This is a genomic window from Rhodanobacter sp. UC4438_H5 (genome assembly GCF_052978405.1).
In genome coordinates this window covers 2,685,304-2,701,160 of record NZ_CM129672.1, presented here as the reverse complement: position 1 = coordinate 2,701,160, position 15,857 = coordinate 2,685,304, and the positions used below count along the sequence as shown (strand labels likewise).

The following is a 15,857-nucleotide window of genomic DNA, read 5'->3' as shown; positions in this document are numbered from 1 at the left end:
CCATGGCCAAGCTCTATTTCTATTACTCGGCGATGAACGCCGGCAAGACCACCACGCTGCTGCAGAGCGCGTACAACTATCACGAACGCGGCATGCGCACGCTGATCCTCACGCCGGCGCTGGACAACCGCTTCGGCGAGGGCGTGGTCGCTTCGCGCATCGGGCTGAAGGCGAATGCGCGACGCTTCGCCGGCGACGAGGATCTGTTCGCCCTGGTCGAGGCCGACATCGCCGCACGCGGACCGCTGCATTGCGTGTTCGTCGACGAGGCGCAGTTTCTCGGCAAGGCGCAGGTATGGCAGATCAGCGATGTCGTCGATCGACTCCATATTCCCGTGCTGGCCTATGGTCTGCGCACGGACTTCCGCGGCGAGTTGTTCGAGGGTAGCCGCCACCTGCTGGCCTGGGCCGACGAGCTGCAGGAGATCAAGACGATCTGCCACACCGGGCGCAAGGCCACCATGGTGGTGCGCGTGGACGAGCACGGCCGTGCCGTCACCGAGGGTCCGCAGGTCGAGATCGGCGGCAACGAGCGCTATGTTTCGGTGAGTCGCGCCGAGTTCAAGAAGATCAGCGAAGGCCGCGGTCGCATCGAGCTGCAACAGACGGTGCTGCCGCTGGACGACGAGCGCTGAACCCCGCCATCGCAAGGATGACCATGAGCCACCAGTTCCCCATTCCCGCCTGGCAACGCCCGCACTGGCAGCCGAGCGAAGAAACGATCGTGCTGCAGTTCTACGTGTTCGGAAAATTCGAGGCCGTGCGCGTGCCCTCGCAGGATTACGGCAGCCCCGGCCTGCCGGCGGGCCTCGCCGCGACCAATCATCGCCACGCCGATCTGCGCGGCTGGGACGGCTACCCGCTGAAGGGGGCGATGGGGCGCATGTACAAGGCCGATGCGCCGCAGGCGTTCCAGCGCGCGTTCGATGCACCGGAGGTGATGGTGGTGCGCGGCGCGCTGGCGGACAGCCCGGCCACCGGCTACCTGCGTGACACCCTGGGCGTGCTGGCGGGCATGCTCGACATCGGCGGCGTGGCGGTGCTCGATCCGCAGATACTCAGCCTGCTCGACGCCGATGCCTGGCGCCGCCACTACCTGATCCGTGATGGCGCGCCGATCCGGAACCACCTGCTGATCCTGTGCGACGGCGACACCGCGCCGGGACGCTCGTGGATACGAACGCGCGGCATGCGCAAGTTCGGTCGCCCCGACATCAGCATCCGCGACGTGCCCGACGCCGCCGTCGATCGCGCCGGCGCGTTGTGCGAACAGATGGCCGAATTGCAGGCGCTGGGCGCGCATTTCGCCGATGGCCAGGCGCTCCAGGGCGAGGGCATCCCCGCCGGCATGGTCGCGAGACTCGGCGGCGGCATGGATGAGCCGCCCTTCAACAACAGCTGGGTCGAGTTTCGCTGGGCCTGACCGGCCGCGTGCCGGTCAGCCCGTCTCGTGGCGGGGCGCGGACTGGTTGCAGGGGCGCACAAACGGCGAGGCCGGCACCTGGGTGCCGGCCTCGCATCATCGCAGTACGCGCGGGATCGCGCGGACGGGCTCAGCCCACCGTGATGAAGCGCTGCGCGTCGTCCATGAACGCCTTCTCGCCGAAGCCGCCTTCGTGCGAACCGAACGGCATCTGCGCGCGCAGCTTCCACGTCGCCGGCACGTTCCATTCCTGGCGGGTCGCCTCATCCGTGACCGGGTTGTAGTGCTGCAGGCTGGCGCCCACGCCGGCCTCGGTCAGCGCCAGCCACACGGCGAACTGGGCCATGCCGCTGCTCTGTTCGGACCACACCGGGAAGTTGTCCGCGTACAGGGCGAACTGTTCCTGCAGGCCTTTCACCACCGACTGGTCCTCATAGAACAGCACGGTGCCGATGCCGGCGGCGAAGCTGTCCAGCTTGGCGGCGGTGTTGGCGAACGCCTCGGCCGGCACGATCTTCTTCAGCTCCTGCTTGGTCAGCTCCCAGAACTGCTCGCTCTGCTCGCCGAACAGAATCACCGCGCGCGAACTTTGCGAGTTGAACGACGACGGCGTGTGCTTGATCGCGTCCTTGACCAGGCTGGTGAGGGCGTCCTTGTCCAGCGCCACGTTGCGACCCAGCGCGTACTGGGTGCGGCGCTTCTTGAGCGATTCGATGATGGTGCTGTTCATGGAGGTTCCTCCGAAAGACGTGGGATCTATACGCTTTTTGGAAACAGTGGAAGTCCAGCGACTTTCACGGTTCCTGCGTTACAGGTGGCTATCTTAGAAGCTGAACCCAGGTTGGGTAGCCGGCAAATCGTGACAACTCTGTTTCCAAAAGGAAACAATGACGATGCTTGCCATCGTGGGCCGTACCGGAAAATCGGGGGCGTGCCGCTTTGCCCGCGCCTTCAGCGCTGGCAGTGCGGGCACCAGAAGGTGGAGCGCTGGCCCAGCACGGCCTGCCGGATGGCGCTGCTGCAGACCCGGCAAGGTTCGCCGGCGCGGCCGTAGACCATCAGCTCGCGGAAGAAATAGCCCGGTGCGCCGTCGGGGTTGAGGAAGTCGCGCAAGGTGGTGCCGCCGCGCTCGATCGCCCATGCCAGCAGGTGCTTCACTTCGGCGGCCAGTCGTTCGTAGCGCGCCCGCGACACGCCGCCGGCGGCGCGGCGCGGATCGATGCCGGCGCGGAACAGCGCCTCGCTGGCGTAGATGTTGCCCACCCCGACGACGACGGCGTTGTCCATCAGGAACAGCTTCACCGCCGCCGTGCGTCCGCGCGAGCGACGCCACAGCAGCTCGCCGTCGAAGGCGTCGGTCAGCGGTTCGGGGCCGAGATGGGCCAGCAGCTCGTGCGTGGTGCCCGGCGGTTGCCACAGCAGGCAGCCGAAGCGGCGAGGGTCGGTGAAGCGCAGGACGCGCGATGCCTGCGCGGCGCTGCGTTCCAGCGCGATGTCGACATGATCGTGCTTGCCCACCGGCGCGTCGGGCGGCAGCACACGCAGCACGCCGCTCATGCCCAGATGCAGCAGCGCGCTGCCGGCGGCGGTGTGCAGCAACAGGTATTTCGCGCGGCGTTCCACCGCGTCGATGCGCTGGCCGGGCAGCAGCTCGCCGATCTCGGGCGGGATCGGCCAGCGCAGATCGGGACGGCGCAGGAGCACGCCGCTGACGCGACGGCCGATCAGGTACGGCGCGATGCCGCGGCGGGTGGTTTCGACTTCCGGCAGTTCGGGCACGACAGTTCGACGCTCAGTGCAGTTCGGTGGTGCGGATTTCCGGCGAGCGCGGCATGTAGCGCGCGGACACCAGCGCCACGCGCTCGCCGACGCGCACATAGCGTTGCGGCCCGGTCACCGCATTGATGCCGAAGGCCAATGTCTGGCCGTCCAGAGTCAGCACCGCATGCGGCGGCGCCAGGCCGATCTTCGCCAGCTCGAAATCGGCCAGCGGACGCCAGTTCAGCGCGCGCGCGGCGGCGATGTCGGCCAGGTCGCGCAGGCGGTCGTCGTCGGCCACCCGGCGCGCCGTGCCGTCGGTACGCCACCAGTGGCCGTCGCCACGCTTCTCGTAATGCAACGTGGCGGCGCCGGGCAGGGCGAGGCTGATGTGGTTGATCACGGACGGATCGAGCGTGGTCAGCTCACCGTTCGCGCGGCTCGCGTCGTGTTGCCATTGCCACAGCGCCAGTCCGAGCAGCATGGCCACGGCGGCGAGCAGCAACCATCGTTGCCGGGCGGCGCGCTTCATCATTCAGCGCCGCCGCCGGCGCCACACGATGACGCCGCCGATGACCAGCAGCAGCAGCGGCAGGCCGAACAGGAAGCCGAAGCTCAGCACGTTCAACTCGCCCTGCGAGATTTCCAGCAGACGGTCCGGCGCGCCGCGCGGCGGCACGTCGACCAGCTTGTCGTCGCCCAGCAGCCAGTTGAACACCCGCTCGCCCAGCGCACGGTTGCCGCCGTTGCCGAGATAGGTGTTGGAGAGGAAATCCCCATCGCCGATCACCACCGCGCGCTGTTCGCTCTTGTCCGGGCTGGGCGACAGCCGGCTCAACGCGAAACCGAAATCCAGCGGGCCTTTCAGCTCGCCTGCATCGGCGTCGAAGCGGATGTCGGAGCTTCTCGTGTTGTCGATCGGCTGGAACTCGGTCCAGCTCTGCGGACTGGAACGCAGGAAGGCGTGCGTCGCCCAGCCCGTGCGCGCCACCTCGGCCAGCGCCGACGCCTGCGGGAACAGCGTGGCGAGCTGGAAGCCGCGGGTGATCGCCTGCGGCGGGTAGCTGCCCAGCGCGAGCATGCGCGGATCGTGCAGGCCCAGCGCCGAACCGGAACCGTCGACCAGCACGCCCGGCAACACGCGCACGCCCAGCACGTCGGCCAGCGGCTTGAGGCCGAGTTCGCCGTTGGCCGGCTCGGTGAGCCACAGCAGATTGCCGCCGGCCTGCACGTAGTCGACCAGGGCCTGCACCGCGCCCGGCGCGAGCGATACCGTGGGGCTGGCCAGCACCACCAGGTCGGTGTGTTCGGGCACCGCGTTGACCTGCGAGAAGTTGAGCGGCACCGCGCGCATGCCGCGGCTTTCCAGCTGCGCCATGAAGGTGCCCATGTCGGCATTCGCCTGGCCGTCGGCGCGCCGCTCGTCGTCGCCGGTGACGAAGGCGACGATGCGGTCGTTGCCGCGCTGCAGCCGCTCCAGCGCGTTGGTCAGGCTGCGCTCGGACAACTCGTCCAGGCGTTGCTCGTGGTCTCGGTAATGCAGGATCAGCGCGCCGTCGACGGTGATCCCCAGCTCGCGCATCCGGGCCGGGTCCAGTTGCGGGTCGACGAAGCGCAGGCTGATGTCGCGCTTCACCATCTGGTAGCGCTGCAGGAAGCCGGCAATAGTCTGGCGCAGGTCGCCCTGCGGGCTGGCGTAGCTGACGATGTCCACCGGCCCGTCGAGTTTCGCCAGCACCGCGCGGCTTTCCGGCGACAGGCTGATGCGACCGTTCGCGGTCCAGTCGGCTACGTAGACGTGGCGCGTGCCGAGATAACCGATCGCGGCGCAGCCCAGCAGCAACAGCAGCGCGAACAACCAGCCGTCCAGACGTCTGAATACGCTGCGCATCAGCCGCGCTCCCGCTCGGTGGAGAGGTGGCGCGTGGCCAGCGCCAGCGAGAGGCTGGTCAGCAGCGCGAACCACAGGATGTCGGCGCTGGAGACCAGGCCGCGCAGCAGCGGTTGCACGTGCGTGCTCATCGCCAGCCAGTTGATCGCGCCGCCGTCGATGCCGGCCATCTGCGCGCCCAGGTTCACGCTCCACAGCGCCAGTCCCAGGATCAGCGCGGCGGCCGCGGCGATGGCCGGGTGGCTGGCGAAACTGGAACAGGCCAGCCCCAGCGCCGCCAGCGCGGCCAGCATCAACGCCAGGCCGATGGCGGCGGCGGCGAGTTTGCCCCAGTCCAGATCGGTGGCGTGTGCCAGCGTCAGCGGCATGGCCAGGGTCAGCGCCAACCACGGCAGCAACCAGCCGAGCAGCGCAAGGTACTTGCCAAGCACGATGCGCGACGCCGGCACGCCGGCGGCAAACAGCAGCGGCAGCGTGCCGTTGCGGCGTTCACCGGCGATCGCCGACATGGTCAGCAGCGGCACCACCAGGAACGCGAGTTGCGCGAGTTGCCCCAGCAGCGGTACCGCCACCAGATCGGTGAAGCCGGGGCCGTCGGGCAGGGCGGCGCGCTGAACCTGGCCGGCCAGGAAACTGCCCAGCAGTACGGTGAAGTTCCAGCCCAGCCAGGCCAGGGTCAGCGCTGCGAGTAGCCAGCCCAGCGGACGCACCAGCAGGCGACGCCATTCCAGGCGAGTCACCGCCCACGTGCTCATGCGGCCTGCGCCGGGCGCGGGTTCATCGCGATCTCGAAGAAGCGCCGTTCCAGCGCCGCATGATCGCCGGCCTCGACCGTGCCTTCGTGCTGCAACGCGCCCTCGTGCAGGATCGCCACGCGATCGCACACCGCGGTGACTTCGGCCAGCACATGCGTGGACAGGATCACCGCGGTGCCGGCGGCGGCCTGCTCGCGGATGAGGCTGCGCAGCGCGGCCACCTGCACCGGGTCGAGTGCGTTCGCCGGTTCGTCCAGCACCAGCAGCGCTGGGCGGTGCACCAGCGCGCAGGCCAGCCCCAGCCGCTGGCGCTGGCCCTGCGACAGCACACCGGCCAGGCGCCGCGCCAGCGGTTGCAGTTCCAGCCGCTCGATGATCGCGCTGCGGGCCGCGCGCAGGGCGGCGCCATTCAGGCCGCGGATGCGGGCGTGCGCGTCCAGGTGTTCGGTCACGGTCAGTTCCGGCCACAGCGGCGCGCGTTCGGGCAGCCAGCCGATGCATGTGCGAGCCAGCTCCGGGTGTTCCAGGAAGTCCTCGCCGTTCAGCTTGATGACGCCGCGGTCCGGGCGCAGCGCCCCGGCGATCATCGACAAGGTGGTCGATTTGCCGGCGCCGTTGACGCCGAGCAGGCCCAGCACCTGGCCGCGCGGCAGGCTCAGGCTGAGATCGCGCACGGCAACGCGACCGGCGCGGCGGCGTGCGACGTGATCCAGCTGCAGGGCGGGCGGCGGGTCGGGGGGGATGATCGTGGTCATTGCCTGATTGTCACGGCGCCCCCATGGTTAGACAACAGGCGATCGTGCGCGCTGCCAACCAACGCCGGTTTCACTTCCGCCTCTTGACAGGCTGTTACCATCATGACCCGGCCATGCTGGTGGGTATGGCATTCCCCGAATTAGACTCCACCCCGTCCCCCCGTTCCATCCCCATTCGGTAACTTTCATGCTTGACGCGGTACTCGATTTCCTCAACCACGGCCTCGCCAACGCGAGCTGGGGCCAGATCGCCATCTACATGCTGGTGGTGACCCAGCTCACCATCTTCACGGTGACGCTGTACCTGCATCGCAGCCAGACCCATCGCGGCGTGGATTTCCACCCCGTGCTGGCGCACTTCTTCCGTTTCTGGGGCTGGCTCACCACCGGCATGGTCACCCGCGAATGGGTGGCGGTGCATCGCAAGCACCACGCCAAGGTGGAGACTGCGGAGGACCCGCACAGCCCGATGATCTACGGCATCCGCAAGGTGTTCTGGGATGGCGTGTCGCTCTACCGCGACGCCTGCGAGAACAAGCAGGACATGGCGCAGTACGGTCGCGGCACGCCCGACGACTGGATCGAGCACAAGCTCTACGGCGCGCATCCCTACTGGGGCCCGACCCTGATGTTGTTCATCAGCGTGGCCTTGTTCGGCGTGATCGGCGCGGCGCTGTGGGCGCTGCAGATGGTGTGGATCCCGTTCTGGGCCGCCGGCTTCGTCAACGGCATCGGCCACTGGGCCGGCTACCGCAACTTCGAGAGCGCCGACACCGCGCGCAACCTGATTCCGTGGGGTTTCTGGATCGGCGGTGAAGAGCTGCACAACAACCACCACGCCTTCCCCAGCTCGGCCAAGTTCGCCCTGCGCAAGTGGGAGTTCGATATCGGCTGGGCGGCGATCTGCGGCCTGCGTGCCGTGGGCCTGGCCAAGGTGTTGCGCGTGGCGCCCTCGCTGGACGTGCGCCCGAACGTGCGCCTGCCCGACGCCGACACGCTCAAGGCGGTGCTCACCCATCGCTTCCAGGCGATGACCGACTATTACCGCGGCGTGATCGTGCCGACTCTGCGCGACGAGGCGCAGCACGCCGGCGAGAACATCAGGGCGATCCCGCGCCGGATGCGGCTGGCCATGGCCGACGGCGGCCGTTGGCTCGACAGCGAGGGCCGCGACCGCATGCAGGCGATGCTGGCCAAGCGCCCCACACTGAAGACCGTGGTCGAGTTCCGCAGCCGCCTTGCGGCGCTGATGGAACAGCGCGGTGCCGACCAGGCGCTGAAGGGTTTGCAGCAGTGGATCCACGAGGCCGAGGAAAGCGGCATCCGCGCGCTGCAGGAGTTCGCCCAGCGGCTCAAGGGCTACACGGTCGCCACGGCCTGAGCGCCGGCGGCATCGACCCGAACCAGGCCCGCCTCGATGGCGGGCTTTTCGTTTGCCTTGAGGGAACCCCCGACTCTGTGTTTAGACCGGACACATGGTGGACGCTTTCAGGGCAGCCTCCGGCCGGGGGGCGAGGTTGCCCCGAAGAGCCGGGGCTTCGTGTGCCCCGGTTTCTCCGTTCGGGCGGCGCATGGCAAGCTCGAACCCTTGCGCATCGACAGGGAGGTACGGAATGACCCCGAGGGTGGTGGTGCTTGGCGCGACCGGCGTGTTCGGTTCGCGCATCGCGACGCGGCTTGCGCACGACGCACGTTTCGAACTGTTGCTGGCTGGACGCCACAAGGCGTCGCTGGAGGCATTGCGCGCGGCGATCGGCGATGCGCGTGTGCGCGTCCATGCACTGGATACGGCGAGTGCGGACTTTCCGGCGGCGCTGGCCGCGCTCGAACCGCATCTGGTGATCCACGCCGCCGGCCCGTTCCAGGGGCAGGATTATCGTGTCGCGGAAGCGTGCATCGACGCCGGCAGTGATTACATCGACCTCGCCGATGGCCGTGATTTTGTCTGCGGCTTTTCCCGGCTAAACGAGCGCGCACGGTGTGCGGGCCGGCTGCTGGTCAGCGGTGCGTCCAGCGTGCCGGCGCTGAGTTCAGCGGCGGTCGATGCGCTGTTGCCCCGCTTCGGCCGGCTCGACGCCATCGAACACGCGATCAATCCCGGCAACCGCACGCCGCGCGGCGATGCCACGGTGGCCTCCATCCTCGGCTATTGCGGGCGGCCGATCCGCGTCTGGCGCGAGGGCCGCTGGGACACGGTGCATGGCTGGATGGACAGCCGGCGCCAATGGTTCCCGTTCGGCCATCGCCGCGTCGGCGTCTGCGATGTTCCGGATCTCGAACTGTTTCACGCGCGTTATCCGCAGGCGCGTTCGGTGGTCTTCCGCGCCGGCCTCGAACTGCCCTTGCTGCAATGGGCGACTTGGGGCATGGGCGTACTGGTGCGACTGGGCCTGATCCGCGATCTCGCGCGCCACGCGCCCGCACTGCGGCGCATGAGCGAATGGTTCGTGCGCCTGGGCACTGATGTCGGCGGCATGGTGGTGGAGTTGCGTGGCACCGACGAGCAAGGCCGGCCGCTGCACCTGTGCTGGTGGCTGGATGCCGACGCGGGCGATGGCCCGCAGGTGCCGGTGACGCCGGCGATCGTGTTTGCGCGGCGCTGGGCGGATGGTCTGCTGGCCGAGAAGGGCGCCATGCCCTGCATGGGATTGCTTGCGCTCGATCAGATCGTCGCCGGCTTCGAGGGATTCGCGTTGCGCACCGGCGTCGAGGTGCTCAGTCGATGAAGCGCCACGCCTGGTCCGGCTCGCGCAGGCGGCATTGTGCGCGCCGACCGAACAGGCGGTATCGGTGGCGGGCGAGCCAGCGGTAGGCGCCGTCGCGCCAGCGGCGTGGAACCATGCGCAGCATCGCGCTTGCCGGGCGCCACGGCCCGCCCAAGTGGCGAAGCACGCGGACAATGGCGTCCGTGTCGCGGTAACCCCGATCCTGCTCGACCAGCAGGAACGACACCGGGTCGTCCGGCGACAAGCCGTGCGCCACCAGCAGGGCGCGACCATGTTGCCCCTGCATCGCCGCCAGCCGGAAGCGGCCGGTACGGTCGTGACGCAGGATGAAATCCACCCAGCGGCTGCACAGCACGCAGACGCCATCGAAGACGATGACGGGGTGTTCGCCTTCAGGTGACACGGTCGATCTCCAGCCAGCCGCGGTAGGCGACGAGCCGACCGAGCAACGGCAGGCGCACGTCGATGTCGAAGGCGTAGCGCCCGTCGTGCGCACCGCTGCGCGACCGCACCGTGCCGCAGAAGGAGCGCGGCAACCGCAGGCCGAACAGGCTCACGCCCCGCAGTTGCCAGTCGATCGCGTCGCCGTCGCGGCGCAGCGCGAAGCGCAGCGTGGCCGGCCCGAGATGTTCGTGCAGCAGCGGCGAGCCGGCGTGGCGGTCGAGCCTGGACTGCATGCGTCGGCCGGTGAACCGGCGCGTCCATACTTCGCGGTTGCCGTGGCGCTCGATCGTCAGCGCCAGTGCCTGCTGCGGGCCGGGCGCGGGCAGGCCGAGCAGCCGGCGCAGGCAGCGCGCGGGGAAGTGGCCGGCGCCATCGACGTCGGCCACGCCGCTCGCGCGCAGCAGCGGTGCGGCGCCGTGCATCGCCTGCACGGCCGCGGGCAAGGCGCGCCAGGCGTCATCGCCGAGCAGGGTGGGGAACAGGGCGGGGAATGTCATGGCCCGATGATGCGCGATAGGCGGGCTTCGGGCAAAAGGAAAACCCGCCGGGCGGCGGGTTTTCCTGGAGGAGTCAAGATCGCTGTTGCGGATGCTGTGGAGAGCGCAAGAGCAAGAGCGATCCCTGCCTTCGCAGGGATGACGTCATGGCAAGGGCACTCGCGCTACGCGCGAATGCGCCATGACCTCACTTGATCTTGCCTTCCTTGTAGATCACGTGCTTGCGCACCACCGGATCGTACTTCTTGAACTCGAACTTTTCCGGGGTGTTCTTCTTGTTCTTCTGCGTGGTGTAGAAGTGGCCGGTGCCGGCCGAAGAAATCAGGCGGATCTTGTCTTGCGATTTGTTGGCCATGGTGTGCTCCTCAGACCTTTTCGCCGCGGGCACGCATGTCGGCAATCACGGCCTCGATGCCATTCTTGTCGATCGTGCGCAGGGCGTGGTTGGAAACGCGCAGCTTGATCCAGCGGCTTTCGCTGGGGACCCAGAAGCGACGCTCATGCAGGTTGGGCAACCAGCGGCGGCGGGTCTTGTTGTTGGCGTGCGAGACATTGTTGCCGCTCTGCACACCCTTTCCGGTGACTTGACATACACGGGCCATGACGACCTCCCAAGAATGGCTTCGGTTGAAGCCGTGATTGCCACCCGTTGGCCAGGGCGGCATCGGCCCAGCGACGCGGTGCGCCACGCAATGCCGGAGGTGTTGCATGGCCCGGTCGCGTGGGTCCGCATTGCGTGGCGGACCACCCGGAGAACCGGGCCGACATGAGGCGAGCCGCGCATTGTCGCAGAAACAAGCGGTTGGGCGCAATCCTCGGACGCCCGTTCAAGGGTGCGGATGGGTGCGCCAGACGGGGATGTATGGAACAATCAGCCTCTTTGCTTGACCGCCCGTCTTTGAGAGGACCACCCGATGGCACAAGAGATCAACAACGACCAGGCCAACGGCCAGGCCAGCCAGCCGCAGCTGGTGATGCAGAAGATCTACGTGAAGGACGTTTCCTTCGAGGCGCCCAACGCGCCGCAGATCTTCCAGGAGATCGACGAGAACGCGCAGCCGCAGGTGCAGCTGAACCTGGGCCAGAAGGCCAGCGATCTGGGCAACGACCTGTATGAAGTGGTGCTCAGTCTGACCCTGACCTGCACGGTCGGCCAGCGCACGGCGTACCTGGCGGAAGTGGAGCAGGCGGGCGTGTTCGGCATCGCCGGTTTCGGCGACACCGACAAGGCCGGCATCCTGGGCAGCTATTGCCCGAACCTGCTGTTCCCGTATGCGCGCCAGGTGATTTCCTCGATGGTGCTCGAAGGCGGCTTCCCGCCGTTCCTGTTGCAGCCGATCAATTTCGACGCGCTGTTCGCCGAACAGTTGCGCCGTGGTGCCGGTGGCGACGAAGCCCCGGTGATGCTCAACAGCTGAGCTTCGGGCATGCCTGACAAGCCGAAGCTGACCGTGCTCGGCGCGGGCTCCTGGGGCACGGCTCTGGCCGCGCTCGGCGCCCGCAACGGCGTACCCACCCGGCTATGGGGCCGCGATGCCGACGCGCTGGCGCAGATGGCGCAGCAACGCAGCAATGCGCGCTACCTGCCAGGCGTCACTATGCCGGAGGCGTTGGGCTACGAGGCGGATCTCGGCGCGGCCGTGCGCGGCGCCGATATCGTGCTGATCGTGGTGCCCAGCCATGCGTTCGCCGCGATGCTCGACGCACTCGCGCCGCTGCTCGACGCGGGCACCGCGATCGCCTGGGCGACCAAGGGCTTCGAACCCGGTACCGGGCGTTTCCTGCACGAACTGGTGGCGGAAAAGTTGCCGGGCCGGCCGGCGGCGGTCATCACCGGGCCGTCCTTCGCCAGGGAGGTGGCCACCGGTCTGCCCAGCGCGGTCACCGTGCATTCGGACGACGATGCCTTCGCGCAACAACTCGCCGGCCTGCTGCATGCGCCCAACCTGCGCGCGTACTCCGGCGGCGACGTGCTCGGCGCCGAGCTCGGCGGCGCGATGAAGAACGTGCTGGCCGTCGCCACCGGCATCGCCGACGGCATGAACCTGGGCCTCAACGCCCGCGCCGGCCTGATCACCCGCGGCATGAACGAGATGCTGCGCCTGGGCGTGGCGCTGGGCGCACGGCCGGAAACGCTGATCGGCCTGTCCGGCCTCGGCGACCTGGTGCTGACCTGCACCGGCGACCTCTCGCGCAATCGCCGGCTCGGCCTGGCGTTGGGCCAGGGCGTGGCGATCGACGAAGCGGTGCGCCGCATCGGCCAGGTGGTGGAGAGCATCCTCACCGCCGACGAAGTGGCGCGGCTGGCCGCCAAGCATGGCCTGGACCTGCCGATCAGCGCCGGCGTGCGCGCCGTGTTGCACGGCGAGGTCACCCCGGCCGAAGGGCTCAAGGCACTGATGGCGCGCGAGCAGAAGCCGGAATATCCGCACGGGCTGTTCGGCAACGACTGACGCAGGACCGGCGGCGGGTGCCGCGGCCGTCGCCGCATCCGGCACTCGCGCTGCTAAGCTCAAGCATTTGGTCGTTGCTACGGAACGCATGCGGATGCCGCAATCGGACGAGAAGCAGCGCGTCGCCGGCCCCCCGGCTGGCGACGACGACACCTTGCCGCCGGCCTGGCGGCGGCTGCTGGCTGCGCCCAAACCCGCGGCGAGTGAGGACGGTGGCGTACTCGGCTTCTTCGTCGAAGTGGTGCCCGAGGAGGGCGCGGCGTTCGCCCGCGTCGACGTGGCGCCGGTACTGCTCAGCGTGGTCGAGCACGGTCGCTACAGCCGCCCGGTGCCGCTGGACAGCCGCCACCTGGTGCAGACCCCGCTGCAGCCGCACGAGCAGCGCCTGGCCGCCAGCGTGCTGGGCCTGCCGCTGAGCGTGCGCAAGAGCCGCAGCTATGCCCGCCTTGGCGGCCACGTCGGCGACAGCCTGCTGGCCGAGGTGCTCGATACCGCGCCGTGCTTTCTCGGCGGCCTGGCCGGCCTGCGCCTGTCGCGCGGCAAGTCGCACCCGCTCAATTGGCACTGGCAGATGGAGGCCGACGGCAGCCAGCGCCTGCTGCCGCTGCTGCCCAACAGCCAGCGCCTGCTGCGCGTCGACGCGCTGTGGTACCTGGACGCCGAGCGCGCGACCCTGGGCCTGTTCGATGCGCCGGCCGAGGAAACCCAGTGGCTGGAGCTGCCGCCGCTGAAACACGAGCATGGCCGCCGCCTGCGCAGCAAGCTGCCGAACAGCCGGCTGGCCACGCGCGTGCCGCTGCCGCAGGTGTTCGGCGATCTCAAGCGCTCGCAGCTGGCGCCCAAGCCGGTGCTGATCCTGCACGCGCTGACCCGCCACGCGCGTCTGGCCGCCGGCACGCCGCCGCTGGGCTATGCGCGGCTGGCCTTCGATTATGCCGGCGAGCGTTTGCCCGGCCGCGGCGGCGAGCCGCTGGTGCGCCGCGTGCGCAATGGCCAACTGGTCGAGATCACCCGCCGCCGTGCCGAGGAACTCACCGCGATGGAGCAGCTCGAACGCGTCGGACTCACCCCCGGCGTGGATACCGAGGGGCTGCCGTGGGACGTGGCCGAAACCCTGCCCGAAGACGCCTGGCTGTTCCCCGGCGCCGGTTATGCCGGCGCACTGGAGGTCAACACGCCGGCGCGCTGGCTGGCGTTGCGCCCCAAGCTTGAGGAAGAAAATTTCCTCGTCGAGTACGCGCCCAGCTTCCCGTTCGAGGTGCTCGAAGGGCCGGTTCGCTGGTATGGCCAGGCGGCCGAGGACGTCGACGACCACGCCTTCGACCTGGAGATCGGCATCGAGGTCGATGGCCAGCGCCACAACCTTTTGCCCGCCGTGGCGCAAGCGCTGGCCGAGCACCAGTTGACCCTCAGCCCGGCGGCGAATGAGCCCGACGATGCGGTGTGGTACGCCCCGGTCGATGCGCGCCGGCGCGTACCGGTGCGCCTGCGCGAACTGCGCGGCCTGCTGGCGCCGTTGGCCGAATACCTGGAGAAGCCGCGCAAGTCACTGCACCTGCCGCGCGTGCAGGCCGGCCGACTGGAGGAACTGGCCGCCGCCATGCCCGCTGGCGGCACGCTGCAGGCAGCCGAGCCGCTGCTCGGTTTCGCCGCACGCCTGCGTGACGCCGCCGCGCGCGCCAGCGATGCCGTGCCCGAAGGGCTTGCCGCCGAACTGCGGCCCTACCAGCGCGAAGGCCTGCGCTGGTTGAACGCGCTGGCCGAGGCCGGCGTCGGCGGCGTGCTGGCCGACGACATGGGCCTGGGCAAGACCCTGCAGTTGATCACCCATCTGCTGTCGCTCAAGCACGGCGGGGCGCTGACCCAGCCCGCGCTGATCGTGGTGCCCACCAGCCTGATTCCCAATTGGCAGTCGGAGATCGCCCGCTTCGCGCCGATGCTCAAGGTGCTGACCTTGCATGGCCCGCAGCGCGCGGAAGAATTCGACCAGCTCGGCGCGCAGGACATCGTGCTGACCAGCTACGCCCTGCTGCCGCGCGATGTCGCCGCGCTGCGCCAGCAGCCGTTCGCGCTGATCGTGCTGGACGAGGCCCAGCAGGTGAAGAACCCGCGCACGCAGGCACGCCGCGCGCTGCTCAGCCTGCGCACGCCACGCTACCTGTGTCTCACCGGCACCCCGCTGGAAAATCACCTGGGCGAACTCTGGTCGCAGATCGACCTGGCCGTGCCCGGCCTGCTCGGCGACGAAGGCGCGTTCCGCCGCCACTACCGCGTGCCGATCGAGAAGCAACGCGACGAGGAGTGCCAGCAACGCCTGAACCTGCGCCTGGCGCCCTTCATCCTGCGCCGGACCAAGGCGCAGGTGGCGAAGGAACTGCCGCCGAAGACCGAGATCACCCGCCGCGTGGTGCTGGAAGGCCGCCAGCGCGAACTGTATGAAGGTCTGCGCCTGTCGCTGACCGAGGAGCTGCGCGAGGTGATCGCCCAGCGCGGCATCGCGCATTCGGGCATCGTGGTGCTCGATGCGCTGCTCAAGCTGCGCCAGGTGTGCTGCGACCCGCGCCTGGTGAAACTCGAGGCGGCGCGCGGCGTGCGCGAATCGGCCAAGTTCGAGCTGTTGATGGACATGCTGCCCGCGCTGCTGGACGAGGGCCGCAAGGTGCTGCTGTTCTCGCAGTTCACCGGCATGCTGAAACTGATCGCCGCCGAGCTCGACCGCCGCCGCATCCGCTACGTCACCCTCACCGGCGACACCCGCGACCGCGCCGAGCCGGTGCAGCGCTTCCAGGACGGCGAGGTGCCGCTGTTCCTGCTCTCGCTGAAGGCCGGCGGCGTGGGCCTGAACCTCACCGCCGCCGATACCGTGATCCACTACGACCCGTGGTGGAACCCCGCCGCCGAGGCGCAGGCCAGCGACCGCGCACACCGCATCGGCCAGGACAAGCCGGTGTTCGTGTTCCGCCTCATCACCAGCGGCACGGTGGAAGAGCGCATCGAGGAACTGAAACTGCGCAAGGCCGAACTTGCCGACGCCGTGCTCGAAGGCGGCGGCAGCCGCGAGAAACTGCGCTTCGACGAAGCTGACCTGGATGCGCTGCTGGCGCCGGAGTCGGTTTCGTAGCCAGCGTCCGGAACGCCCCGCCAGTCAACGCGAT

General features: G+C 69.0%; 17 protein-coding genes. 7 read left to right on the top strand and 10 right to left on the bottom strand.

Going from position 1 to position 15,857, the window contains the following annotated elements; translation table 11 throughout:
* Positions 1–2: 2 nt before the first annotated feature.
* Positions 3–635, top strand: coding sequence for a thymidine kinase (locus ACVCL9_RS12495; protein WP_447097883.1), 633 nt, complete (start codon positions 3–5; stop codon positions 633–635).
* A 23-nt stretch (positions 636–658) separates the two neighbouring features.
* A complete protein-coding gene (locus tag ACVCL9_RS12490) occupies positions 659–1,423 on the top strand; it encodes a hypothetical protein (RefSeq protein WP_395120440.1) in 765 nt (254 codons plus the stop codon).
* Between the two features lie 130 nt (positions 1,424–1,553).
* On the opposite strand, the gene ACVCL9_RS12485 is transcribed toward ACVCL9_RS12490, so the two are convergent.
* From ACVCL9_RS12485 to ACVCL9_RS12460, 6 genes are all read right to left on the bottom strand, one after another.
* Positions 1,554–2,153, bottom strand: coding sequence for a nitroreductase family protein (locus ACVCL9_RS12485; RefSeq protein WP_447097884.1), 600 nt, complete (start codon positions 2,151–2,153; stop codon positions 1,554–1,556).
* A 221-nt stretch (positions 2,154–2,374) separates the two neighbouring features.
* Positions 2,375–3,202: a bifunctional DNA-formamidopyrimidine glycosylase/DNA-(apurinic or apyrimidinic site) lyase gene (gene mutM / locus ACVCL9_RS12480; protein ID WP_447097885.1), complete on the bottom strand. Its 828-nt coding sequence runs from the start codon at positions 3,200–3,202 to the stop codon at positions 2,375–2,377.
* A gap of 13 nt (positions 3,203–3,215) precedes the next feature.
* A complete protein-coding gene (locus ACVCL9_RS12475) occupies positions 3,216–3,713 on the bottom strand; it encodes a hypothetical protein (protein WP_447099517.1) in 498 nt (165 codons plus the stop codon).
* 3 nt (positions 3,714–3,716) lie between these two features.
* Positions 3,717–5,072, bottom strand: a complete 1,356-nt coding sequence (locus ACVCL9_RS12470; RefSeq protein ID WP_447097886.1) for a GldG family protein — start codon at positions 5,070–5,072, stop codon at positions 3,717–3,719.
* Positions 5,072–5,827 (bottom strand): ABC transporter permease, encoded by a 756-nt coding sequence (locus ACVCL9_RS12465; protein WP_447097887.1) that lies wholly within the window; start codon positions 5,825–5,827, stop codon positions 5,072–5,074. The genes ACVCL9_RS12470 and ACVCL9_RS12465 overlap by 1 nt, the downstream gene beginning before the upstream one ends.
* Entirely contained in the window at positions 5,824–6,582 is a 759-nt protein-coding gene (locus ACVCL9_RS12460) for an ABC transporter ATP-binding protein (RefSeq protein ID WP_447097888.1), read from the bottom strand. The genes ACVCL9_RS12465 and ACVCL9_RS12460 overlap by 4 nt, the downstream gene beginning before the upstream one ends.
* A 187-nt stretch (positions 6,583–6,769) precedes the next feature.
* On the opposite strand from ACVCL9_RS12460, the gene ACVCL9_RS12455 reads away from it, so the two are divergent.
* Both ACVCL9_RS12455 and ACVCL9_RS12450 read left to right on the top strand, forming a co-directional pair.
* Entirely contained in the window at positions 6,770–7,963 is a 1,194-nt protein-coding gene (locus tag ACVCL9_RS12455; RefSeq protein ID WP_447097889.1) for a DesA family fatty acid desaturase, read from the top strand.
* 232 nt (positions 7,964–8,195) lie between these two features.
* Positions 8,196–9,308 (top strand): saccharopine dehydrogenase family protein, encoded by a 1,113-nt coding sequence (locus ACVCL9_RS12450; RefSeq protein WP_447097890.1) that lies wholly within the window; start codon positions 8,196–8,198, stop codon positions 9,306–9,308.
* Here ACVCL9_RS12450 and ACVCL9_RS12445 read toward each other — a convergent pair.
* The 4 genes from ACVCL9_RS12445 to rpmB all read right to left on the bottom strand — a co-directional run bounded on the left by ACVCL9_RS12445 (position 9,298) and on the right by rpmB (position 10,851).
* Positions 9,298–9,711, bottom strand: coding sequence for a thiol-disulfide oxidoreductase DCC family protein (locus tag ACVCL9_RS12445; RefSeq protein WP_447097891.1), 414 nt, complete (start codon positions 9,709–9,711; stop codon positions 9,298–9,300). The genes ACVCL9_RS12450 and ACVCL9_RS12445 overlap by 11 nt on opposite strands.
* Positions 9,701–10,249, bottom strand: a complete 549-nt coding sequence (locus ACVCL9_RS12440; protein ID WP_447097892.1) for a DUF4166 domain-containing protein — start codon at positions 10,247–10,249, stop codon at positions 9,701–9,703. The genes ACVCL9_RS12445 and ACVCL9_RS12440 overlap by 11 nt, the downstream gene beginning before the upstream one ends.
* A gap of 187 nt (positions 10,250–10,436) precedes the next feature.
* Positions 10,437–10,604: a 50S ribosomal protein L33 gene (gene rpmG, locus ACVCL9_RS12435; RefSeq protein ID WP_136258933.1), complete on the bottom strand. Its 168-nt coding sequence runs from the start codon at positions 10,602–10,604 to the stop codon at positions 10,437–10,439.
* 10 nt (positions 10,605–10,614) lie between these two features.
* Positions 10,615–10,851, bottom strand: coding sequence for a 50S ribosomal protein L28 (gene rpmB, locus ACVCL9_RS12430; protein WP_136258932.1), 237 nt, complete (start codon positions 10,849–10,851; stop codon positions 10,615–10,617).
* Between the two features lie 312 nt (positions 10,852–11,163).
* Between rpmB and secB the strand changes: the two genes are divergently transcribed.
* The 3 genes from secB (at position 11,164) to ACVCL9_RS12415 (ending at position 15,823) form a co-directional block, all read left to right on the top strand.
* A complete protein-coding gene (gene secB / locus ACVCL9_RS12425) occupies positions 11,164–11,667 on the top strand; it encodes a protein-export chaperone SecB (RefSeq protein WP_395120425.1) in 504 nt (167 codons plus the stop codon).
* A gap of 9 nt (positions 11,668–11,676) precedes the next feature.
* A complete protein-coding gene (locus ACVCL9_RS12420; protein WP_395120424.1) occupies positions 11,677–12,702 on the top strand; it encodes an NAD(P)H-dependent glycerol-3-phosphate dehydrogenase in 1,026 nt (341 codons plus the stop codon).
* A gap of 94 nt (positions 12,703–12,796) precedes the next feature.
* Entirely contained in the window at positions 12,797–15,823 is a 3,027-nt protein-coding gene (locus ACVCL9_RS12415; RefSeq protein WP_447097893.1) for a DEAD/DEAH box helicase, read from the top strand.
* Positions 15,824–15,857 lie beyond the last annotated feature (34 nt).